This window comes from Bordetella tumulicola (assembly GCF_054779135.1).
Map to the genome: position 1 here is coordinate 264,783 of NZ_BAAGYU010000011.1, position 22,685 is coordinate 287,467.

Genomic DNA, 22,685 nt, shown 5'->3' on the forward strand with positions numbered 1-22,685 from the left:
TGCCTCGGGCAGCTCATGTCTTGCGTTGCTCATTTTTAATGGGATAGGCGCACGTGTTTCAGCTTGCCGCGGGTCTGATCGGTTTTTACGTGATAGGGCGTTATGTATGGCCGCTAAAGCTGGGCGTCATCGCCAAGGTAATTTTGTCTGCCGCCGTCTTGGTCGTCGCCGAGCACCAGTGGCTGGTCAGCCAGATTGCGGGATCCATGGCATCGCCCGAGAGCCCGCGATGGCTCATTATCGGATTCGGTGCTGCTTATGGGGCGCTTATCTTGTTGGCGTGCTTCTTGGCGCTAAAAGATCTGCTCGGCGGGCTGCTGTATCTGGCCTCTCGCTCTGCGGGAGTGCGCGTTCTAGCTGGCCGCAGATTGCCACATTTCATGGCGGTACTGGCACTGTCGCTCGGGGCATGGGGCACATCACAGGCCGTCCGTGTGCCTGAGGTACGCAAGCTGGAATTACCTGTGGCAGGGTTGGCGCCGGAGTTTGATGGTTACCGTATTGTGCATCTGACCGACTTACACATTAGCCGGCTTTTTCACGGCCCTTGGGTCGATGCCGTGGTCGATAAGGCCAATATGTTGAATCCTGATCTGATTTTGATTTCCGGAGATTTGGTGGATGGCACCCCCGAAATACGTCAGAACGATTACCCGCCACTGGGCCGCTTATCTGCGGAAAATGGGGTGTACGCCGTCACGGGGAATCATGAATACTACGCGGCGTTTTCACAGTGGATCGAAGTATTTCGTGGATTGGGTGTGACGGTGCTCGAGAATGAGCACGCGCTTATCCAGGTGGGAGAGGGATCGTTGGTCATCGCAGGTGTGCCCGACCAGATTGGGCCGCGTCATGGTCAGATCGGTCCCGACGTCGAGAAGGCGCTGGCAGGCAGGCCGGGAGGTGTGCCGGTGATCTTGATGGATCACCGTCCTGGTGGCGCCGGGAACAATCAGGCACAGGGTGTGGACGTGCAACTCTCTGGCCATACGCATGGTGGCCATATTCGAGGTTTAGATCTGCTTGTGGCGCGTTTTAACGCCGGGTTTGTATCGGGGTTGTACGAGGTCGGCGGCATGCATTTGTATGTGAGCAATGGCGCGGGCTTGTGGCCCGGCTTCCCTCAGCGTATCGGCCGGCCGTCGGAGATCACCGAAATTACGTTGCGGCGGTCATCGTAGCGTTGCATCAGGACAAGTGGATTTTGCATAATAAGCTTGGGTATTCTTATTCGACTGATGCAATCCCCGGCACCCCTTTCCGGATGTCTTGCGAGAAACTCGAAACGTCCTTTGATTCCCGCGCACGTTGAGTGTAATGACCTGCGTGTCGATAGTCTGCCATGCTGTCCGCGCCTTCGAGGGCCTCCAGTTCGTATAGATACTCTGGCAGATAGCCCGAGAGCAGCAGTCGATAATCAAGCGGCAGGCCGGGCACGATCTGTTTGGCTAGTTGATAGATGATCGTGGTGCAATTGGCCGTGATCGTGTTGTAAAAACGCGGGTGTTCTTGCAGTTGGTTGGCCGTTTCCATATATGAAAGAAATAACGGGCGTATCGTACCCTCAGGCATTTTCACGCGATAAAGATAGCCTTCCTCGCCCCGTACATTGGTGCGTACGCGCAGGCTGTCTTGTTCTGTAGAGGCGAGTACCGCTAATTCATACTGGCGGAAGAATCCGCCGATCTCTGAAAATTTATCGCCTTGCTTGCGGCGGATTTCTACCGAAAACACGACGTATTGACCGTCGGTAAAACCGAAAGACACCATGGTGTGGGCAATGGCGGGGCGGCCCCAGGACGACAAGACCAAGTCTACGGAGCGTAGCTGCGTCAAATCATAGGTGCGCGTTTCCCAGCGTGGGTCATAGTCGGTTTTTGAACGCCAGTCGAAGTTGCGCACGTTGTGCAGCGTAACCAGATCGCCCCTTATCGTGCCATGGGTCTGCTCGGCAACTTCGGGTATCCATTGCCGGTCGTTGGAGGGCCGTACGCCCAGCCACCACCACGCCTGCATGATGACCCACGCGAAAGCGAATACCGCTAGCGGAAGATACGTGCCGCGGATCAGGCCAATGACCGCCGCAATGGTCAAGACAATCCAGATGATGGCCAATATGACCGGTATCGGAGCCTGAAACCATAGGGCGAGCGTGCCCCAGAAGGCCGCAGCCAATACGGCCAACACAATGACGGTGTGTAAAAGCATGATCGTTCGAGTTCGCTTCACAGTCAGATTGTTGTCTTTGGCATCATTGCAAGCTTTGGGCGGGATGGTTTGCGGTGCTGGCGCGTCGTGATGTGAGTCTGTCAACTGGCTGCCAGCTTGTTCCGCACACGCTCGGCGACATCAGCAGGTACCCACTTGGTCCAGAGGTCCGGGTGGGTTTTCAGAAAATAAAGCGCTGCCTCCTCGACCTCCATGCCTTCGTTCTCCATATGCCCCAGGACCTCGGTCACGGTTTTCTCGGGAAAGTTGATTTTGGCAAGAAAGGCGATTAGTTGGGGCGCGCTGTCAGCGAATTTAACGTTGACAGCGGTCTTGACCGTGTAGGGTGCGATGCCGGTGGGTTGCGGGTCGGCGCATTGCGCATCCTTGAAGCACTCCAAGGCTTTCTCATCGACAGGCGGAAGCTCCAGCTTGACGAGATCCAGAGACCCGGCCAGGGATGTCGGCGTCCAGTAATAAAATACAATGTCCTTCTTGCGTTTATATGCCGAGGTGATGGCCGCGCGTTGTGATGCTGAACTGCCCGGGGAATACACGAGATACTCGTCTTGCAGTTTGAAGGCCTTGATCAAGTTCGCGCTAAGATTGCCGCATGTCCAGCCTACCGCGCAGCCGTAGAGCCGGCCCTTGGTGGGCTCTTCGTCATCGAGGAACAACTCATGCCGGCCTTTCAGGTCGGCGACCTTGCGAAGATCCGGGTATTTCTCTGCCGTGTAGCGGGGGATATACCAGCCGTCCGTGCCGCTGAAAACCTCGCCGATCTGTTTGATTTTTCCCTCGGCAATGGCTTCATCCCAGGCCTTTTGCATCTGCGTGCTCCAGACCTCGGCGTTGATGTCTACATCGCCGCGTTGCAGCGCGGCAAACATCGGTAAGGTATCGCCGGGTTCGACGTCGGTTTTGCAGCCATAGCCGTGTTCGACAATATAGCGTTCGATGTCCACGATCAGCAGATTGGATTCCCAGTTCATGCCACCAAACTTTATGGGTCTATCCAGTTCGCAGGTGGGGGTTTCGGCGTGAGCGTTGAGGCTAAACATTGCGCCGGCGGCGAGACTGGTAGCGGCCAGAATACGTTTGATATGCATGCGACGAACCATTGATCTATTTCCCCTGTCTTCCGTAGTAGAGGCCTTGATCGTAGCAGACGGGCTCAATGGCGCAGCGGGTCTTCGCAAGAGTGGCACGTGCTTACGTTCTGCGAGACCTGCGGCGCACATGGCAAACGGAGACTCCGCAAGGCGTCCTCCACGCAGCTGACGGTACGTCTTACTGTATTGAGTACGCCTTGCCGCAATGCGCTATTTTTTGTCGATCGACAACGCAGAGAATGATTGCGCGACCGGCATGAGCTCTAGGCGATTGATGTTGACATGAGCCGGTAAGTTGACAACCCAGGAAACGGCTTCGGCGACGTCCTTTGCATCCAAGGCTGTCACGCCCTCGTATCGGCTGGCGGCGAGTTTTTCATCGCCGTGAAAGCGCACTTGGCTGAATTCGGTGCCACCCACCAAACCGGGTTCTATATTCGTGACGCGCAGCGGTGTGCCAAACACGTCGGCACGTAGATTCAGGCTGAACTGTTTCACAAAGGCTTTGGTCGCGCCATAGACATTGCCGCCTGCGTAGGGATAAGTCCCGGCAACGGATCCAATGTTGACGATGTGGCCGACCTGACGGTCGATCATCCCCGGAAGAAAGGCTCTTGTGATCGCCACCAGAGCGGTGATGTTGGTGTCGATCATGGTTTTCCAGTCATTCCAGTGAGCGTCTTGGGCTTTTTCCAGGCCTAGCGCCAAACCTGCATTGTTGACCAGGATGGTGATCTTCGAAAATTCCTCGGGCAGGGAATCAGGCAGCGCCGCGATCGCATCGGTGTCACGCAGATCCAAGGCCAGTGGATGCACGGCGGGGCCAAGCTCAGCAGCCAGGGCATGCAGTCGCTCGGCGCGTCTACCGATCGCAATGACTTTCTTTCCTTGGGCGACGAATTGCCGCGTAATCTCCAGCCCAAATCCCGCGGTGGCACCCGTGACAATAGCAACCATATTTATCCCCTTTGATCTGCAATGAAAGCCGATTTTTCGCCACGACCACGTGGGCGATGCATACCGATTTTCGATCACAGTAGCGCAGATTTCAAATGGTGTGCCACCTTGGATCTCGATGCCAGCCGCCTCTAATTTGGCTCGGACGTCGGGCATTGCCGGATTTGAGTTGCTCTTTAATGGCGCTGAGCGTGTCGATAAACAGCACGGACGATATGTGGGGCCGCCACCGAATGTGACCTCGGTGGCGTGAGTGGCGCGTTTGCTCGGCTGTCAGACGGATTACGCGAAGTTAGACGGAAACAGGGCGCGTTGTGTTTCCTCGTCATTGACCTTTTTGAATTCGATATCGGACCCGACTTCGCGCGCGCGGCTCGCGGCAGGCCGGGCGTCGATGGATTGGAACCATCGTTTGATATTGGGATAGTGCGCTAGCGGGTCTTCGGCGCCTTTCATCACGCGGGATGCACGGCCGAGCCATCCCCAGGCTGAAATGTCGGCAATCGTGAATTCGTTGCCGACAATGAATTCGCGCCCGGCCAGATGGTCGTCCAACACTTGATAATGACGTTCAATTTCGCGGCGGTAGCGATTGACGGCATAGTCCAATCCGGATGGCGCGGCATACTGAAAGTGAACGGCTTGCCCGGAAAAAGGGCCCAATCCGCTGGCAATGAATAATAGCCACGACAGCAGTTCTCCGCGGTCCTGGGGCGAGCCCTGGAATTTGCCGGTTTTCTCGGCGAGATATAACAAGATCGCCGTAGAGTCGAATACCGCGACAGGTTTGCCCGTCGAGCTATCCAGATCAACAATGGCAGGGACTTTGCCATTGGGGTTTATTTCGCGAAACTCCGGTGTGTGCTGTTGACCTTTGCTCGTATCAACCGGAACAACCTCATAATCAAGACCCGCTTCCTCAAGAAAGAGGGAAATCTTTGCGGGGTTTGGCGTGGGGTGGAAATAGAACCGAATCATGGCGAGGCCTCCTAGGTAATCGAGCGTTGGAAATATTGGTCTATGGTTGAGGGGTGACGTCCAGTAATGTGGTGATGGGTCGTATCACACCCTGCAATAAGGCGCGTTCGGGTCGCGATCTCGCCAGAACACGCAAGCCCATTAATACACTGAGCAACATGCGGGCGAGGTCGGCCGCGGGAACGGCCGTGTTGATCGTGCCGTTGGCCTGGCCGGCCTCGACACAGCGAAGAAAAAAATGCTCCATGTCGCTCAGGACTTGTCTGAGGGCATCCTGAAACTCCGGATCGTGAGGAGCCAGCTCCAGGGCGGAATTCACGATGAAGCAACCCTTGTGCTCCGAATCCGCCAGGGAGAGTTCAACGATTTCGTCGAGAAAGGCGAAAATCGCATCGCGCGGCGCTAATTGTGTTTCATATCGTTTGATGCGATCACAGAAACCGCGTTCGATATAGCGGTCGAGCGCCAGGCGATAAAGCGTGCGTTTGTCGCCAAACGTGTTGTAAAGACTGGCGCCGCTGATGCCCATTGACTCGGCCAGGTCGCGGGTAGAGGTGGCTTCGTAGCCGCGAGACCAAAAGAGCAGAGTGGCTGCGTCAATGGCGGATGCGTCGTCAAACTGTTTTGGGCGGGCCATGGTGTAACCAATCGTCCTGTTTGAACGAATTACCGAGTATAGGTAATCGTCAGTAGATATTGAACAAGCAGCCGGTTTACGGTTGTCCTAGCGTGATTTGAGGGTAAGTCCGTGCTCGGCACAATGGTAATCTATTTTGGATCAAATGATCTAGAATAATGAAGGATTGAATGCTGCTGCGCCAGTATGGAGCGTGTCTGGTCACGCGAACCACGAGCGGCTACATTCAGGCCCATGCCATCCTCTGACGAGATAGGACAATATTTGTACGAAGTAGAAAGCCGTCTGAGCGCTTTGCTGGTCAGCAGCCTTGATGGCGATGCGAAAGCGTACGCTCGCTTTCTGGACGAACTCGCGCGTCATTTGCGTGGCTATCTGCGCAGACGTATTCCTCAGCGGCATGACGACGTGGAGGATATTGTTCAGGAAGTTTTGCTCGCGGTGCATAACGCTCGGCATACCTATCGGCCTGATGAGCCCCTGACCGCCTGGGTGCATGCGATTGCCCGATACAAGCTCATGGATTTCTTTCGCGTGCACGCGCGACGCGACGCATTGAACGATCCTTTGGATGATCATGAAGATCTATTTGCCGTCGCCGTCGACGAGCCGGCGCAAGCCCGCCGCGATATACGTAAACTGCTCGATACGCTCCCAGATAAACAGCGGCTACCCATTGTGCACGTTAAGCTAGAAGGCCTTTCTGTAAAGGAGACGGCCCAGATCACAGGGCTTTCGGAGTCTGCGGTGAAGGTGGGTGTACACCGCGGGCTGAGGGCGCTGGCAGCGAGAATCCGGGGCGAAAAATGAAAACGAACGATTTGATTGGATTGTTGGCGACTGGTGTGGCGCCGGTGGATAGCCGTACGGTGACGCGCCGCTTTGGCGCGGCGTTGCCGCTCGGGATCGTGGGCGCATTGCTGATCATGAGCCTCTTTTTCGGCATCCGACCCGATATTCGCGCGCTGATGGTATCCCCCGTTTTCTGGGCGAAAATTGCTTTTCCATTTTGTATTGCGTTGGCGGCTCTGGCGAGCATCGTTCGCCTGGGTCGGCCCGGCCAGCGCGTGGGCTATGGCTGGCTCGCGATAGGACTGCCGTTTGTGGTGGTAATGGTCGTGGCCGCCGGTGTGCTATGGGAGGTACAGCCTGACGAGCGTGTATCCCTATTGCTGGGCAAGACCTGGAAAATCTGTGCGTTCAATATTCTGCTGTTGTCCGTACCTACCGCCGTGGCCAGTTTCTGGGCTCTGAAAAGTCTTGCGCCGACGCGTCTGCGTCTGGCGGGTGCTGTATGTGGCTTGTTGGGCAGCGCCATGGCGGCGGTGGTGTATTCCCTGCATTGTCCCGAGATGAGCCCGGCATTCTGGAGCGTTTGGTACACCCTCGGCATGTTGCTGCCTGCCGCGATTGGCGCCTGGCTCGGCCCTCGGATTTTGCGTTGGTAATGGTCTGGCGCGATCGCGCGGCAGGTGGATGTTGAGCAGGCGGACGTCGATCAAAAAATAAATAAAAACCCTCACCCCTGTAACCGCAGCGCGCTGGCTAGCGAACTTGTTCTCGTGTGTCGTTCAAACACACCTTACTAACGTAAAGGAGAGATGCAATGTCTGCGAAGTCAACGATCAATTCAGCGGTTTTGATGGGTGCAGTCGCCACGCTGCTGGCGTCTGTGGCAACGGCGAGTCCGTTGAGCAAGGCGGAGGTCGATGCCGCCGTGGCGGCCAAGAAAGAGAAATGTTATGGCGTGGCTTTGAAGGGGCAGAACGACTGCGCAGCCGGCCCTGGAACGACCTGCCAGGGAACGTCCACCATGGACTACCAGGGCAATGCATGGAAATTCGTGAAGGGTGGAACGTGCACCAGCATCGAGGTGCCGGGCGGCGGTCACGGCTCGTTGACGCCGATCAAAGCCTAAGCGTGGCCAGCGACTAGGGAGTTGCCATGAGCACATTACCGAGTCTTGGCGGCAAGCGTGCTCATTGGCCTTCCCGCACGTGCAGGGATTCAACGCGGGCGCTGGTCGGTACGAGTTTCAAGCACGAGCATCTGCCGGCCATCGCAGAGCAGGGCCTGACGCATGGGTTTTTCGAGGTGCATGCCGAGAACTACATGGGCGACGGCGGTCCCGCGCACCGGGCGCTAGAAGGTATTCGGCGCGATTATCCGCTGTCGGTCCATGGCGTCGGGATGTCCATCGGCGCGAGCCAACCGCTGAACGCCCAGCACCTCGAACGCTTTCGTCGTGTGGTGGATCAATATCAACCGATGCTGGTTTCCGAGCATCTGGCGTGGTCGACGCATGAGGGACTTTTTTTTAATGACCTATTGCCGCTGCCCTACACTCGCGAGACATTGACGCATGTCTGTGAGCATATTGATCAGGTACAGGCGGCGATCCACCGTCCGTTGTTGCTGGAAAATCCCGCGACCTATGTCACGTTCGCCTCATCGACGATGAGCGAACCCGATTTCATGAACGAGGTACTGCGGCGGTCCGGATGTGGCTTGCTATTGGATGTCAATAATGTATTCGTGTCAGCCACGAATCATGCGTATTCGGCATCGGCATATCTGGCGCAGCTCGCATGCGAGCATGTCGCAGAGATTCACCTGGCCGGCCATACACGACAGCTTGACGATCGCGAGGAGTTGCTGTTGATCGACAGCCACGATTGCCCTGTTTCTGATGAAGTCTGGCGTTTGTACGAGTCCGTGATTGCACGCACGGGCCCGGTTCCTACCTTGATTGAGTGGGACAGCCAACTGCCCGAATGGCAGGTGTTGCGCGACCAGGCGGAAAAGGCGCGCGGATTGATGCATACGTTGAGCGTGGTGGGGGGGAGTCTTGAGTATGCCTGCTGAAACACTGACTTCCGGCATGCACGAAGCATTCGAAGATCGCTTCGTACCTGGCCTGACCCATCCGTTGATTGACGCGCCGACGGATATCGTGTCGCGCGTCGATGGTGCCGCACAGCGGCGATACAACGTCTATCGCAATAATGTGACCGTCAGTTTGATCGATGCGCTGGTGGCTATTTACCCGGCGATTCAGCGTATTACCGGAGAAACCTTCTTTCGCGCCATGGCACGGTTTTATGTGCGCGCCAGTCCGCCTTCGTCTCCATTGCTGTTTGAGTATGGGCGGGATTTCCCGGAATTTATCGAACGCTACGCGTACGCGCGTGAGATGCCCTGGCTGGCGGATACGGCGCGTGTCGAGCGTGCCTGGCTGGACGCGTATCACGCAGCAGATAGCTCGCCGCTGTCGTTTGATCGCCTGGCCGCGGTTGATGCTGCCGAGTTGGATGGTGTGCGATTCGTCGCGCATCCTGCGACCCGTATCGTGCGATCACGCTATCCGGCAGTGGCGATCTTTGTGATGAACAAGCAAGAGGGGCCCGTTTCGCCGTTATGTTCCAGCGATCAAGAGGATGCATTGATTACGCGTCCCGATGGCGAGGTCATCGTGTCCCGGCTTGCCCCCGGAGGGGCGGCGTTTCTCTCGGCGATGGTGACCGGGCAACCCCTGGCGCACGCCGTTCAGATCGCAGCGAGGGAATACGCCGATTTTGATCTTGCGCAGAATATGGCGGCAATGATCTCAGCCGGGGCGTTCACGGACATTCACTTTTAAGGTTGAACGAGATGCTTCATGTTGCCAGCGATACAGGCCACCCTTATCCGTTGATCGATAAGCCGTTGCACATCATCCGACGTTTTGCCGTGCCATCCTTGGCGCAACTGTTGCTGCGGGGGGCGTTGGCGGTGCCGTTCTGGATGTCGGGTGTCCTGAAGTGGCAGGGGTTCCTTCAGTTAAATGACACGGCGATCTATCTGTTTACCGACGAATTCAAGCTGCATCTGCCGGGAGGGCCATACGCCTATCCAGCGCCAGAGATCATGGCCTTTCTTTCTGGTTGTGCCGAGATTGTGCTGCCGATCTTACTGGTACTGGGGCTTGGCGCACGATTTGCCGGTGTAGGCCTGTTGTTGATGACCTGCGTCATTCAATTAACCGTCCCCGAGGGGTGGCCGGTGCACGTGACGTGGGCGGCCATGGCCTTCGCGATCGTCACATGGGGGCCGGGCAAAATAGCGATAGATCACTGGTTTACGCAACGGCTCCGAAAGGCGGCCACGAGCCCTGATTAACGAACGACAGGGGGGTAGTCCTCTTCACCAAAGGTGTACTGGCCATTCGCTTTGGCTTGCGCGAGTTCGGCGCGAACCTGTTCGCGGCTCTTGCCAGGGGTGCTGGCAGCGACGGCGACGGGGTAGTCCTCTTCACCAAACGTGTATTGGCCGTTGGCTTTGGCTTGAGCCAGATCAGCCGCGACCTGGGCACGCGTCGGGGCGTTGGCATCCGCTTGTCCATAGACGCCTTGGAAGGGGACGTTGTTCGGTTCGATATTGGGCGAGGCGGCATAAGCACCGGCACTCAATAGGCTCAGCGAAACTAGTAGGGTAGTAGTCAGGGTTTTCATGATCAGACCTCCATTTGTCTATTGATCTTGGGAGAATCCGGCGGCGAATCCGTCGAGGTTCGTTTGCTTTCCCGATGGCTGAAGTCTGCGCTGATTGTGAATTGGGATAAACCCTTATTTTTTGAGAACATCATTCCATTTTTTGGGGTAATCAAATAGATCGGTCTGATTTGTTCGGAAAAACGGGCTATCCAGATATGGATAACGGATACGCGTGATGGTTGGCGTGCTCGCGGTGAGTGATGGCAAACTACCCACTTGGCGTCGGCATCACAGGCGCGGGTCTGACACGGAGGGGGCATGCATTCAGCGGGTGTACACGAGGTGGCGGGGCTGGCGGGGCCGGTGGATATCCTCATTGATACGTGGGGTATTTCGCATATTCGCGCCCAGCATGTGCGCGACGCGTTTGTGGCCCAGGGTTTCAATGCCGCTCGCGATCGACTCTGGCAGATAGACCTGTGGCGCAAGCGTGGCCTGGGGTTGCTGTCTGCCGATTTTGGGCCTGGCTATCTCGAGCAGGATCGTGCGGCGCGTTTGTTTTTGTACCGTGGCGATATGCAGGCCGAATGGCAGGCCTACACGCATCCTGAGTCACGCGAGATCGCCCAGGCCTTTGTCGATGGCATTAACGCGTACGTGGACTACGTGTTGCAAGATCCGCAGCGTCTGCCGCCCGAGTTTCATCGACTGAATACACGGCCCCAGCATTGGCAGGCCGATGACGTGGTGCGCATTCGATCGCATTCGTTGATGCGCAATGCGGATTTTGAGCTTAAGCGTGGTCTCGTCATGGCTGCGGCGGATGCACAGACAGATCTATTGCGTCGTTCCATCGAGCCTGCACGTGCACCACAGGTGACGCCGGGGCTGGATTTATCCAGTCTGGACGAGCTTGCGCTGGACGCGCTAAAGCTGGCGTGCGCGCCGGTGACGTTTTCGGCCGAGCGTTTGGCATGCCGGCCCGAGGACGCTTGGCGATGGCGCAAGCCCGACGTGAATGGCGAGGTTTGCCTCGACATGGATGCCGAAGGCTCCAACAACTGGGCGATTGCCCCTACGCACACGGCGACAGGTCGACCGATTTTGGCGAGCGACCCGCACCGGGCGTACTCCATGCCGTCGTTGCGATATCTGGTGCATTTGCAGGCGCCGGGCTTGGATGTGGCCGGCGCGGGCGAGCCCGCCCAACCCGGTATCTGCATCGGCCATAACGGCACGATCGCTTTCGGACTGACGTTGTTGATGATGGACCAGGAGGACTTGGTGGTCGTGACGCTGCATCCGGACGACCCCAGCCGTTATCGCTATGGCGATGGCTGGGAGTCGCTGCGTGTCGAGCGTGAGGTGATCGCCGTCAAAGGGCAGGCAGATGTTGATGTCGAGCTTTGCTATACACGCCATGGCCCGGTGACCTGGATCGATACCGATCGGCATCTGGCGTATGCCCTGCGCACGGTCTGGACGGAGCCCGGCAGCGCGCCGTATTACAACAGCCTGGGGATAATGACGGCGACGGATCTGGCGCAGTATCGCCAGGCGTTAAAAAACTGGTCGGTCCCCGCCGTCAATCATGTTTATGCCGATACCTCGGGCCATATCGCATGGGTCGCGGCAGGCAAATGGCCGCGCCGGCGCCATTGGGACGGACTATTGCCGGTGCCGGGAGATGGCCGATACGAATGGGAAGGTTTCTGGCCGGGTGACGGATTGCCCAGCTTGCAGGATCCACCTTGTGGCTATGTGGCGAGCGCCAACGAGAACAAGCTACCCGCAGGCGAGGATTGGGGCGATCGGCATGTGAGCTACGAGTGGGCGGACCCTTCGCGCGCCGCGCGCATCGATACGGTGTTGTCTGCCAGCACGGCACATACGGTGCAGGGATCGATGGACTTGCAGTGCGATACGTTGTCGCTGCCCGCGCAGCGGCTATGTAAGGTCTTGGCCTCCTTTATGCCGCAACCGTCGTCAGGTCAGGATGAGGCGGACTTGGGATGGCGGTTGTTGCATGCCTGGAGTGGCCATCTGGATCCGGACAGTGCGGCGGCGGCGCTGTGCGAGGTTTGGTGGGCAAAATTTCTGCGGCCTGCGTTGCTGGATCATTTTTCCAACGATCCCGTGGTACGGCCATTGTTGGAGCCCGGCGACGTGACGACGTTGCTTGATCTCATCGATCCGGCGCAATCCAACGCTTTTACCGGGCGTAACGCCTTGATGCGAGACACGCTGGCGCGCGCCTACGCTTTTTGCGTGCGCGAACTGGGGCCGCGCGTGCAGGGGTGGGCATGGGGCGCATTGCATCACGGGTTTTTTGAACATGCTGTGGGACGACTGGATCCGCAGGCCCAGCGGTTGTGGAATGCCGGCCCGTATCCGGTGGGCGGGTCGCCCTATACCGTGATGAATACCTCTTATCGCATGAGCGATTTCCGCGCCACGATCGGTGCGTCAGTGCGATTGGTCATGGATGTCGGGGCCTGGGACGGCAGCGTGGCCATCAACGCGCCAGGCCAGTCGGGGGATCCCGCCAGCCCGCACTATGCGGACATGGCGTCGAGCTGGTGCCGTGGGCGATATGTGCCGCTGCTGTACTCACGCGAGGCCGTCGATGCCGCGGTGCGGCGACGCATAGAACTGGTGCCGGCGGTGTGATCGTTGTTCAGGCAGGCGCCGCAGGCGGCTATGATGGCGCTGACGGTTTGTCGCTATTTTTTAAGGCCAAAGAATGAAGCAGTCCAATTCCCCGCGCCGTCTGATCGTGGGTATTACCGGCGCAACCGGGGTGGTTTACGGTATTCGCGCACTGCAAGTGTTGCGCGAGCTTGGCATCGAGACACATCTGGTGGTGTCGCGGGCCGGAGAAATGACACGTGAATACGAGACCCAACTGAGCCGTCGTGATCTGCATGAGCTGGCGGATGTTGTCTATCCCATTAATGATGTCGGCGCGGCGATCGCCAGCGGGTCGTTTCGTACGATGGGAATGTTGATTGCACCGTGTTCCGTACGTACGCTGGCCGAGGTGGCCACGGGGGTGACGACGTCATTGCTGACGCGCGCCGCGGATGTCGTGCTCAAAGAGCGGCGCACATTAGTGATGATGGTGCGCGAGACACCGTTGCATGCGGGCCATCTGCGCAATATGTTGAGTGCGACCGAGATGGGCGCCATCATTCATCCGCCTGTCCCCGCGTTCTATACGAATCCCAAATCCATTGAGGACATCGTCGATCATTCATTGGGACGCGCGCTAGATTCTTTTGGCCTGGATATGCCCAATGTTCCGCGCTGGGGCGAAACGCCGAATCCGGTCGAGATCGGTGATTTTGGCGACGACAAGGACGATTCAGCAGTGCCGCGTTAATCAGTACACTAATCGCTTGCCCCTCCCCACGGATAACCTGCCCAGAACGAGAACATATGAGACATTATTCCCCTGGTATTTTGAGCGCTGTACTTTGTTTTTCGGTTGTCAGCGCGGGTGCGTGGGCACAGCAGCCGGCTACGGCTAAATCCGCCGCGCCCGCGGGTGCCGCTCCGGCGACAGCTGCCGCCGAACCCGTGCGCGACCCGTTTTTCTGGCTTGGGGAGATGAACAAGGCGACGGCGGTGATCAACACCGAGCAGGGGCTATTGGATCAAGCCCTGGGTGCGCGACTGGCCGCAGGTGTTGCCAAGGTCATCGACGAGGGGAATCAGCCCGGCGCGAAACGGCCCTCTACCGTGATTACGTTTGAGCCGTTATTGATCAAGGCGGCGGGCCAGGACATCACGTTGTTGCACGCCGGCCGCTCGAGCCAGGACATGCATGCTACCTATCGCAGCGCGATATTGCGCGATAATCTGCTGGCGTTGGCCGATCAGCTGCAGGCTACGTCTACGACCCTGGTCAAACAGGCGGCAAAGCATGCCGACACGATTGTGCCCAACTACACCAATGGTGTGGCGGCGCAGCCCAATAGCTACGGTCATTATCTGTTGGGCCACGCGGCTGCGCTGGATCGCGACGCGCAGCGCATTCGTGAAGCCTACGTCCGTATTGACCGGTCTCCCATGGGCACGACGGTGCTCAATGGCACCAGTTGGCCGCTGGATCGCAAACGCATGGCGCAGTACCTGGGGTTCACTGCGCTGGTCGATAATGCCTATGATGCGTCGCAGATCTCGTCGATGGATCAGCCTGTCGAGGTGGGGGCGATTGTCACGAGCATTGCCCTGCATGCCGGCAACTTTATTGAAGACGTGATGACGCAGTATGCGCAGCCACGCCCATGGATTCTGCTGCAAGAGGGTGGCGGCAATACCTATGTTTCCAGCGCGATGCCGCAAAAGCGTAATCCGGGCTTGTTAAATAGCACGCGTAGCGACGCCTCGACGGCCGTGACCCTGGCAATGGGGCCGGTCTGGCAGACGCACAACATTACCCCGGGAATGAGCGACCCCAAGGACACCGAGCAAAATACCGCCATGGTGGACAGCGCTATTACGGTGTTAAAGCGCTGGGACCGCGTCCTGAAGGCGTTGGTTGTCAGTCCGGAGCGCGCACTCGAGGAGTTGAATAGCGATTGGACAGCGTCACAGGAGTTGGCCGACGTCCTCATGCGTCAATACAAGCTGCCGTTTCGCGTGGGGCATCACTTTGCCTCAGAGGTCGTGAGCTATGCCAAGGCCAACAACATCAAGCCGCTGGACTTCCCCTACGATCAGGCGCGACGTATCTATGCCGAAGCCGTAAAGGGCGCGGACTATCCCGCCGAGTTGCCCATGAGTGAGGCCGAGTTTCGGTCGACTCTGGATCCGGTGGCGATCGTCAAGAATCGTCAGACGTCGGGCGGTCCACAGCCCGCCGAAATGCAGCGAATGCTCAAGGAAGCGCAAGCGCGCTTGACGGAGCAGACGACCTGGATCAAAGCGCGTCGCGATCATATCAACGCCTCGTTGGCGGAACTGGATCAGCAATTTGATCAGTTGGCGGCAGGCGCGGCAGCCAAGTGACGTGGCTTGGCGGGACGGTCAGCGCTGACAACTTATGCGCGGATGAGGCCGGCGACATATTGCGGCCTTGTTAAGAGGTATGTGCGGTGGTCGTCATGCCAAACCGGTGGAACCAGGCTTGATCTTGAACCAGATGGCATACATCGCCGGGAGGAAAACCAAGGTCAGAATCGTTCCGCCGAATGTTCCGCCAATTAGGGTATAGGCCAGCGTTCCCCAGAACACGGAATGCGTCAGTGGAATGAATGCCAGAATCGCCGCCAATGCCGTCAACAGTACTGGGCGGGCACGTTGCACCGTAGCCTCAACGACGGCACGAAACGGATCTAGCCCTTCCTTCTCGTTATGGTGAATTTGACCAATCAGAATCAAGGTGTTGCGCATCAAGATGCCGGACAGGGCGATCAAGCCAACGAGTGCATTGATGCCAAACGGCTGTTGGAATATGAGCAGGGTCGGCACTACGCCGATTAAGCCGAGTGGACTCGTGGCAAACACCATGACCATTGCCGAAATCGAACGCACCTGAAAGATGATGATTAGCAGGGTGAGCGCGATCATGATTGGGAATAGCGGCAGCATGGCCGTACTGGCCTTTCCCGATTCTTCGATCGCACCGGCTTGCTCGATCCGATAACCCGGCGGCAGTTGGTCGATGACGGGCTGCAGTTTTTTCAGAATGGCGGCGGAAACATCCGGTGGCTGCAAGCCCTCCGCGATATCGCCCCGTACCGTGATGGTTGGCGTGCGATCCCGACGCCGCAAAATGGGATCTTCCATTCGCACATCGACGATTCCCACCTGAGACAAGGGGATGCGTTGCCCTGCTGATCCCACCAAGGTAAAACCGGCGATCTTTGCTGGATCGAGCCTGATGTCGCTCGCCGCACGACCTACTACCTGTACCGAGCGAATGTCTTCGCGAACTTCTGTAAGCGGCACGCCAGTCAGCAGAAACTGCAACTGCAAAGCCACTGAATTGGAGGTCAAGCCGATCGCTTGAAGTCGATCTTGGTCAAGCGTGAGGTGCAAGGTCGGTACGCGTGATCCCCAATCCGTGTTGACTGTCCGCATCATGGAACTCGCTTGCATGACGGCTTCAGCCTGCGCTGCAATAGCGCGCAGTTTGTTGGGGTCCGGCCCCATGACCCGATAGGCGACTGGGAATGGTGAATATGGACCGAACACGAGTTGCGTGACACGTACCCGGGCTTCAGAAGCCAAACCATCCGCTGCGGCTTGGCGCAGCCGAAGTTTGAGAGCGTCTCGTTCCTCTTGACTACCTGTCAGCACGACGATTTTGGCGAATGAGGGATCGGGTAATTCAGGCGACATGGCCAGATAAAAACGCGGTGCCCCCTGGCCAATGTAGGACGTTACGATTTTTGTTTCTTTTTGCTTTCTCAACCAATCTTCGATCTTTGTCGTCGTGGCACTGGTTTGTTCAATCGACGTTCCATACGGCATTTGCACTTCGACAAGTACCTCGGGTCGGTCGGAACTCGGGAAGAACTGCTTGTTGACCAACCCCATTCCCAGAATAGCCGCCACGAATAGTCCCACAACGGTTCCGGCAACCAGCCATTTACGCGCAATGATGCGAACCAATACCTGACGGAGTCGGTTGTAGTTGCGGGTGTTGTAGATAGCTGCGGGCCCACCTTCCACCTTTTTGATCTTTGGCAACATCTTTACCCCGAGGTAGGGCGTGAACGCCACTGCGACGACCCAAGAGGCAATCAAGGCGATGCCGACGATCCAGAACATGTTGCTGGTGTACTCGCCCGCTGTTGAGTGTGCGAATCCGTTGGGCATGAATCCGATGGCCGTGATCAGCGTGCCGGAAAGCATGGGGGCTGCTGTATGGCTCCAAGCATAGGCCGATGCCGTGACGCGGCTATAGCCTTCCTCCATTTTTACTACCATCATTTCGATGGCGATGATGGCATCGTCTACTAGCAGACCCAATGCCAGAATCAACGAACCAAGGGTGATACGGTCGAAGTTCTTGCCTGTGGCAGCCATGACTACAAAGACGGCGGCCAGTGTTAGGGGTACCGCTGCTGCGACGACGATACCGACGTGCCAGCCCATGCTGATGAAGCAGACCACCATCACGACAAGCAGCGCAACGAAGAATTTGACCATGAACTCGTCGACCGCCGAGCTGATGTTGACGGACTGGTCGCTCACTTTGGTCAGTGTCATGCCCAAGGGCAGGCCGGCGTTAATTTTGCTGGTCTCTACGTCGAGCGCTTGGCCCAAGTCCAGGCCGTTCCAGCCGTCACGCATCACAACCCCTAGCAACAACGCCGGCTCACCGTTATTGCGTACCAGAAAGGTTGCCGGGTCTTCGTGGCCGCGTTCAACCGTCGCTACATCCGAAAGTTTTAGTGTTCGCCCCTGCGCCGTGATCGGGGTTTCACGAATTTTCTCCAGTTTATCGAACGCGCCATCCAGACGAAGGAAGACCTGTGGCCCGTCAGTGTCGATGGAGCCAGCGGGAGTTAGTACGTTCTGGCTGTTGAGGGCGGCAAAAATGTCTTGCGGCGCAACGCCCAGTGTTGCCAGTCGGTCATGGGAAAAAGAAACGAAAATGCGTTCGGACTGCTCGCCAATGATGTTGACCTTCTTCACGCCCGGCACATGCAGCAACTGCTGTCGCAGAGATTCCGCATCACGTACCAGTAGCCGTTGTGGTTCGCCTTTGGCTTTCAGGGCAAAGAGTGCAAACGTAACGTCCGAAAATTCGTCATTGATTATTGGCCCTATGACGCCGTTCGGTAGATTCCTGGATTCGTCCCCCAGCTTTTTGCGAGCTTGATAAAACTGCTCCTGGACCTCTGCAGGCGGCGTACTGTCACGCAAGGAGACAACGGTGAAGGCCAATCCTGGGCGGGTGTAGGTTTCCGTGCGGTCGTACCAGCGTAGTTCCTGCATGCGCTTTTCCAGTGGCTCGGTCACCTGATCCTGCATCTCCTGCGCAGTCGCACCGGGCCACGCGGTAATGACAGTCATTTGTTTGACGGTGAAGGGCGGGTCTTCCGCACGACCTAGCTGGAAGAACGCAAGAAGGCCCGCGATCGAGATCAGAATGATCAGGAAGAGCGTAATGGAACGCTCGCGGACGGCATGCGCAGAGAGATTGAAACGGCCTTCGCTCATGGACGGCCTCCGGTGGCCGAGGCTTCGTGCTGGCTGAGCAATCTCACCTGCTCTCCTTCATGAAGCAGATGAGCACCCAGCGATACAACCTGCTCGCCGAGCTTGAGATTGCCATTCACTCGTGCAGCGTCATCGCTCAATTCCAGAACTTGTATGGATCGCCACGTTACCTTTGCCGGCTGGCCCTGGACGACCCAAACACCTGTTCCATTGCCCGGATCGAACAAGGCGCTGATCGGCACCTGAAGCAGCTGCATGGACGTGATGTTGTCTGGAATCTCGATAGTGACGGTTGCGCCCAATGGTGCGTTGGCGAGCACGTCTTGAAGGACATACCTGGCCTCGTAAGTGCGGGTTGCGCGATCCGCCGCATCAGATAGCTGTCGCAATTCTGCCGATACGGTAGCCTGCTGTTTGCCGTACAGCCTCGCCTGGGCAAGTGACCCCACGGTCGGTCGTAGCGTTTCGGGCAAATGCACGATGGCTTCGCGCTGTCCTGCCCGCGCCAGGCGCATGACGGGCTGCCCAGCACTCACGACTTGCCCCGGCTCGGCCAGTGTCTCCACAACGACGCCGTTCGCATCGGCCGTCAGGATAGCGTAGCTCGACGCATTCCTGGCGACGTCGGCTTGGGCCTCGGTCGCTTTGAGCTGCGCCCGCGCCGCGTCAGCCGCGGCTTTGATTTGATCGTATGTGGACGCCGAAACAGCGCCCTCGGCGACCAGATCGCGATAACGCGCTTCATCGTCGGACGTTTGCTTGGCACGCGCCCGAGCTGCCGCAACTGCCTCTTGCTGCGCTCGCGCCTGCAATTCCAGATCGATCGGGTCCATGCGCATGAGAGGCTGGCCACGCTTGACGGTCTGCCCGGTATCGACGAGACGCTCTAATACTTTGCCGGGTACGCGAAAGCCCAGGTCGACTTGAACCCGGGCAGCCACGACACCCGTGAATGATCGTGACGCGGCAGATGCATCTTGAACCGCATCTACCCTGACCAGGGGGGACTCCGTGCGCGGATCAAAGGCGTTGTTGTCGCCGCATCCGGTTAGGACAAGCGGCAACAGACAGATGACATACGAGACGAGCTGGCGCCGAAGCATGGGAACCCTTCCTGACGAAATAGGGCTCTCATTTTATTCAAGTGACTAAAATAGTCAATAGTCACATTGGCGCAGTCAAGGTGCCAGGCTACGTAATATCAAACTGGAAAGCTGAGGAGTCGCCTCGGAGGCACTGACCAGGTTGTGCTGCAACAACAGCGGATTGATGTATGGACGCATCACCAAGTAGATCGCATTGGCGGCCTCGTCCAGCGGGGTCTTACGCTCGAACTCGCCCAACTCGCGGCCGTCGCGCACGATCTGTAAGACCAGGCTTTTGAGGTGGCTCTCGTAGGCACGAGCAGACGGCCAGGATTCTCTGGCCGAAGTCGCGGCGATGTCGTAGAGCTTGCGGTCATGAAAAAACAGGTCGCTGCCAGCTTCCACCAATACTTTGAACATTCGGCGAAACCGCTCGGACGCGGAGGACACGTCGGCAGTGGCTTGATCGACAGCCACCATGATCGCGCTCAGACGGTTGGCACAAATGACTTCGCCAATCGCCTGTTTGGAGTCGAAGAATTTGTAGATATACGCCTTGGAAAAGCCGATCGCCTTCGCCAGATCGGAGACGGTCGTTTTTTCATAGCCGTAAAGACCGAAATACTCGGTCGCTGCCTCGACGATTTGATCTCGGACATCATGATCCGAAGGCCCCCGAAGTTGGGGCGCGGGAGAAGGTGTCTTAGTCATTGCATCAGCTTACTGCGAGGACAGAAGATTGACAACAAGTGACCATTTGGTATTATGGTCACAGCAAATCGCAACCCCAAGGATCATCATGCCTCCCCGTCGCTTTCTCGTTCTTTTGCTATTGGCCGGCGTGACGGCCGGTTGCGCGGTGGGCCCTGACTATCGCCGACCGGCTGCGCCTCTCCCGAGCCACTACATCGGGCAAGCGTCACCCGGACAAGGCCGCAGCATGTCTGCGGCCGAGTTAGCTGCATGGTGGCAAGGATTCGACGATCCGTTGCTGACGCGATTCGTGTCGTTGGCACTTGAACAGAACCTGGATCTGGCGCAGGCAGCTGCTCGCGTCACCCAGGCACGTGCAGGCCTTGGGGCAGCCAATGCGACCCTATTTCCGTCTGGCGTAGCCAGTGGCTCGGCCGCTCGTGCCCAGCAGTCAGTAGAAGCCCCGTTGGGACAGGTGCTCAATGCGACGCCTGGATATAACAGATGGGGAAATGCCTATGAGATCAATCTGGGTGCAAGCTGGGAAGCCGATGTATTCGGGGGGCTGCGGCGCGGTCAAGAAGCAGCGCAGGCGGACTACCAAGCCTCACAAGCCGGCGCCGTGGCGACACGGCTGTCGGTAGCCGCACAGACGGCGGACATCTACATCACCATCCGGGGCCTGCAGACCCGCCTCGACATTGCCCGGCGGCAGGTTAAAACCCAGCAAGACTTGCTGGAGAAAGTCGGCCTACTCTACGGGAAGGGACTGGCTGCCGAGTATCAAGTGCGACAGACGGAAGGTGCGCTGTCGCAGGTTCAAGCAACTGTTCCCGTTCTCCAGGCTGGCCTCGATGCGGCGATGAACGCATTGGATGTGATGCTGGGTGTTGCACCAGGCACGCATCGAATTGAACTCGAAGCTGCCGCACCGATTCCAGTGATGCCACCGATCACCGATATGGGGTCTCCCGCCGACTTGCTCCAACGTCGCCCTGACCTCATCGTAGCCGAACGCCGGTTAGCGGCGACCAACGCCCGGATCGGCGAGGCGGTCGCAGAGTATTACCCCAAGTTCTCGCTGAGTGGATTGTTGGGAAGCGCTACGACGATTTCCAGCGGCAATCTGTTCACTAGCGGCGCGAGCCAAGCAGTGGGCATCTTGGGATTGCGGTGGCGGCTTTTCGACTTCGGCCGCATCAATGCACAGATCGATCTCGCGAAGGGAAAGGAGGCCGAGGCATTGGCCGCATACCGTCAAGCCGTTCTGCGTGCGACCGAGGATGTGGAGAACGCTTTTTCGGCATTGACGAATCGCGGGGAACAAGCCACGACCTTGACACAAGGAGAGGTATCGTTTTCCCGTGCAAGGGGGGCCTCATTCGCGGCTTATCAACGTGGCGCCGCGAGCCTGATCGACATGCTGTACGCCGACGCGTCTCTTTTGCAGGCTTCGGACGCGAAGGCTCAGGCACAAACTGAATTGGCGCGTGCTGCCGTCGCCGCGTTCAGAGCGCTTGGTGGTGGCTGGCAGCCACCACCATCCGAAACCATGGCGGCCCGTTGATTATCCCTTGAACACGCAACCCGACGCTGCGCGTTCTTTGAGGCGCCATTACGCGTACATCGACGACGAGCAATCAATCCCCACGGCCCCGACCGCCGCGGTCTTCGCCACCCCGGTGGCCACCACGGTCGCCTCCCCGCTGACGTGATTCCTGAGAATGCCGCGCCTGCTGTTGCCGGGCCTGTTGCTGGCGCTGGGCTTGCTGTTGCTGCTGGCGCTGCTCGTGCTGCTGCTGTTGACGAGCTTGCTGCTGGCGCTGCTCGTGCTGCTGCTGTTGACGAGCTTGCTGCTGGCGCTGCTCGTGCTGTTGCTGTTGACGGGCTTGCTGCTGGCGCTGCTCGTGCTGTTGCTGTTGACGGGCTTGCTGCTGGCGCTGCTCGTGCTGTTGCTGTTGACGGGCTTGCTGCTGGCGCTGCTCGTGCTGCTGCTGTTGACGAGCTTGTTGCTGGCGCTGCTCGTGCTGTTGCTGTTGACGGGCTTGCTGCTGGCGCTGCTCGTGCTGCTGCTGTTGACGGGCTTGCTGCTGGCGCTGCTCGTGCTGCTGCTGTTGACGAGCTTGTTGCTGACGCTGCTCGTGTTGCTTCTCCTGACGAGCTTGTTGCTCGCGTCTGTCCGATCGCTGGTGTTCCTGATTGCGTCGACCGCCGTCACGATGGTTTGCGTCAGAATGTTCTCGCTGATCTGCACGGTCGTTCGGACGGCCGTCATGTGACGGACGGTCGTAGGCGGCGTCTCGGCGACGGTCTTTGTGATCGCGTGCCTCGGCGGCCCGACGATACTCGCGGTCGACCCTCATTT

General features: G+C 58.1%; 21 protein-coding genes. 12 read left to right on the plus strand and 9 right to left on the minus strand.

Translation table 11 applies throughout. From position 1 onward, the window contains the following. Positions 1-53 precede the first annotated feature (53 nt). Positions 54-1,181: a metallophosphoesterase gene (locus ACYVDM_RS23425; RefSeq protein WP_415790155.1), complete on the plus strand. Its 1,128-nt coding sequence runs from the start codon at positions 54-56 to the stop codon at positions 1,179-1,181. 46 nt (positions 1,182-1,227) lie between these two features. Here ACYVDM_RS23425 and ACYVDM_RS23430 read toward each other — a convergent pair whose 3' ends face one another. The 5 genes from ACYVDM_RS23430 to ACYVDM_RS23450 form a co-directional block, all read right to left on the minus strand. Then, positions 1,228-2,208: an Lnb N-terminal periplasmic domain-containing protein gene (locus ACYVDM_RS23430; protein WP_415790157.1), complete on the minus strand. Its 981-nt coding sequence runs from the start codon at positions 2,206-2,208 to the stop codon at positions 1,228-1,230. Positions 2,209-2,309: 101 nt separating this feature from the next. Continuing rightward, on the minus strand, positions 2,310-3,317 hold the full coding sequence (locus ACYVDM_RS23435; protein ID WP_415790159.1) for an ABC transporter substrate-binding protein: 1,008 nt from the start codon (positions 3,315-3,317) through the stop codon (positions 2,310-2,312). A 213-nt stretch (positions 3,318-3,530) separates the two neighbouring features. After that, complete coding sequence (locus ACYVDM_RS23440; protein ID WP_415790161.1) at positions 3,531-4,277, minus strand: SDR family NAD(P)-dependent oxidoreductase; 747 nt, start codon at positions 4,275-4,277, stop codon at positions 3,531-3,533. 282 nt (positions 4,278-4,559) lie between these two features. Beyond that, entirely contained in the window at positions 4,560-5,255 is a 696-nt protein-coding gene (locus ACYVDM_RS23445; protein ID WP_415790164.1) for a glutathione S-transferase family protein, read from the minus strand. A 40-nt stretch (positions 5,256-5,295) separates the two neighbouring features. Further along, on the minus strand, positions 5,296-5,892 hold the full coding sequence (locus ACYVDM_RS23450) for a TetR/AcrR family transcriptional regulator (RefSeq protein ID WP_415790167.1): 597 nt from the start codon (positions 5,890-5,892) through the stop codon (positions 5,296-5,298). Between the two features lie 264 nt (positions 5,893-6,156). Between ACYVDM_RS23450 and ACYVDM_RS23455 the strand changes: the two genes are divergently transcribed. The 6 genes from ACYVDM_RS23455 (at position 6,157) to ACYVDM_RS23480 (ending at position 10,050) form a co-directional block, all read left to right on the plus strand. Further along, on the plus strand, positions 6,157-6,702 hold the full coding sequence (locus ACYVDM_RS23455; RefSeq protein ID WP_415790170.1) for a sigma-70 family RNA polymerase sigma factor: 546 nt from the start codon (positions 6,157-6,159) through the stop codon (positions 6,700-6,702). Next, positions 6,699-7,340, plus strand: coding sequence for a DUF1109 domain-containing protein (locus ACYVDM_RS23460; RefSeq protein ID WP_415790172.1), 642 nt, complete (start codon positions 6,699-6,701; stop codon positions 7,338-7,340). The genes ACYVDM_RS23455 and ACYVDM_RS23460 overlap by 4 nt, the downstream gene beginning before the upstream one ends. A gap of 158 nt (positions 7,341-7,498) precedes the next feature. Further along, positions 7,499-7,810, plus strand: coding sequence for a BufA1 family periplasmic bufferin-type metallophore (locus ACYVDM_RS23465; RefSeq protein ID WP_415790174.1), 312 nt, complete (start codon positions 7,499-7,501; stop codon positions 7,808-7,810). Positions 7,811-7,836: 26 nt separating this feature from the next. Then, complete coding sequence (bufB, locus tag ACYVDM_RS23470) at positions 7,837-8,757, plus strand: MNIO family bufferin maturase (RefSeq protein WP_415790176.1); 921 nt, start codon at positions 7,837-7,839, stop codon at positions 8,755-8,757. Then, the gene (locus tag ACYVDM_RS23475; protein WP_415790178.1) at positions 8,747-9,532 is read left to right on the plus strand and encodes an HvfC/BufC family peptide modification chaperone; all 786 of its coding nucleotides are present in this window, start codon (positions 8,747-8,749) and stop codon (positions 9,530-9,532) included. Before bufB ends, ACYVDM_RS23475 begins: the two co-directional genes overlap by 11 nt. An 11-nt stretch (positions 9,533-9,543) precedes the next feature. Further along, positions 9,544-10,050, plus strand: a complete 507-nt coding sequence (locus tag ACYVDM_RS23480) for a DoxX family protein (protein WP_415790180.1) — start codon at positions 9,544-9,546, stop codon at positions 10,048-10,050. Here the strand turns inward: ACYVDM_RS23480 and ACYVDM_RS23485 are convergent. Next, positions 10,047-10,382 (minus strand): DUF4148 domain-containing protein, encoded by a 336-nt coding sequence (locus tag ACYVDM_RS23485; RefSeq protein WP_415790182.1) that lies wholly within the window; start codon positions 10,380-10,382, stop codon positions 10,047-10,049. The two genes, ACYVDM_RS23480 and ACYVDM_RS23485, sit on opposite strands and share 4 nt — an antisense overlap. A 300-nt stretch (positions 10,383-10,682) precedes the next feature. On the opposite strand from ACYVDM_RS23485, the gene ACYVDM_RS23490 reads away from it, so the two are divergent. The 3 genes from ACYVDM_RS23490 to ACYVDM_RS23500 all read left to right on the plus strand — a co-directional run bounded on the left by ACYVDM_RS23490 (position 10,683) and on the right by ACYVDM_RS23500 (position 15,377). Further along, a complete protein-coding gene (locus ACYVDM_RS23490; RefSeq protein ID WP_415790184.1) occupies positions 10,683-13,034 on the plus strand; it encodes a penicillin acylase family protein in 2,352 nt (783 codons plus the stop codon). A 73-nt stretch (positions 13,035-13,107) separates the two neighbouring features. Continuing rightward, the gene (locus tag ACYVDM_RS23495; protein ID WP_415790186.1) at positions 13,108-13,746 is read left to right on the plus strand and encodes a UbiX family flavin prenyltransferase; all 639 of its coding nucleotides are present in this window, start codon (positions 13,108-13,110) and stop codon (positions 13,744-13,746) included. A 56-nt stretch (positions 13,747-13,802) separates the two neighbouring features. Further along, positions 13,803-15,377 (plus strand): argininosuccinate lyase, encoded by a 1,575-nt coding sequence (locus ACYVDM_RS23500; RefSeq protein ID WP_415790188.1) that lies wholly within the window; start codon positions 13,803-13,805, stop codon positions 15,375-15,377. A gap of 93 nt (positions 15,378-15,470) precedes the next feature. On the opposite strand, the gene ACYVDM_RS23505 is transcribed toward ACYVDM_RS23500, so the two are convergent. From ACYVDM_RS23505 to ACYVDM_RS23515, 3 genes are all read right to left on the minus strand, one after another. Then, positions 15,471-18,542: an efflux RND transporter permease subunit gene (locus ACYVDM_RS23505; RefSeq protein ID WP_415790190.1), complete on the minus strand. Its 3,072-nt coding sequence runs from the start codon at positions 18,540-18,542 to the stop codon at positions 15,471-15,473. Beyond that, complete coding sequence (locus tag ACYVDM_RS23510) at positions 18,539-19,645, minus strand: efflux RND transporter periplasmic adaptor subunit (protein WP_415790192.1); 1,107 nt, start codon at positions 19,643-19,645, stop codon at positions 18,539-18,541. Before ACYVDM_RS23510 ends, ACYVDM_RS23505 begins: the two co-directional genes overlap by 4 nt. A 75-nt stretch (positions 19,646-19,720) precedes the next feature. Continuing rightward, positions 19,721-20,338: a TetR/AcrR family transcriptional regulator gene (locus ACYVDM_RS23515; protein WP_415790194.1), complete on the minus strand. Its 618-nt coding sequence runs from the start codon at positions 20,336-20,338 to the stop codon at positions 19,721-19,723. 88 nt (positions 20,339-20,426) lie between these two features. Between ACYVDM_RS23515 and ACYVDM_RS23520 the strand changes: the two genes are divergently transcribed. Next, entirely contained in the window at positions 20,427-21,887 is a 1,461-nt protein-coding gene (locus tag ACYVDM_RS23520; RefSeq protein ID WP_415790196.1) for an efflux transporter outer membrane subunit, read from the plus strand. Positions 21,888-22,044: 157 nt separating this feature from the next. After that, positions 22,045-22,599 carry a hypothetical protein gene (locus ACYVDM_RS23525; RefSeq protein WP_460475490.1) on the plus strand — a complete coding sequence of 185 codons (555 nt, stop codon included), beginning with the start codon at positions 22,045-22,047 and terminating at the stop codon, positions 22,597-22,599. Positions 22,600-22,685 lie beyond the last annotated feature (86 nt).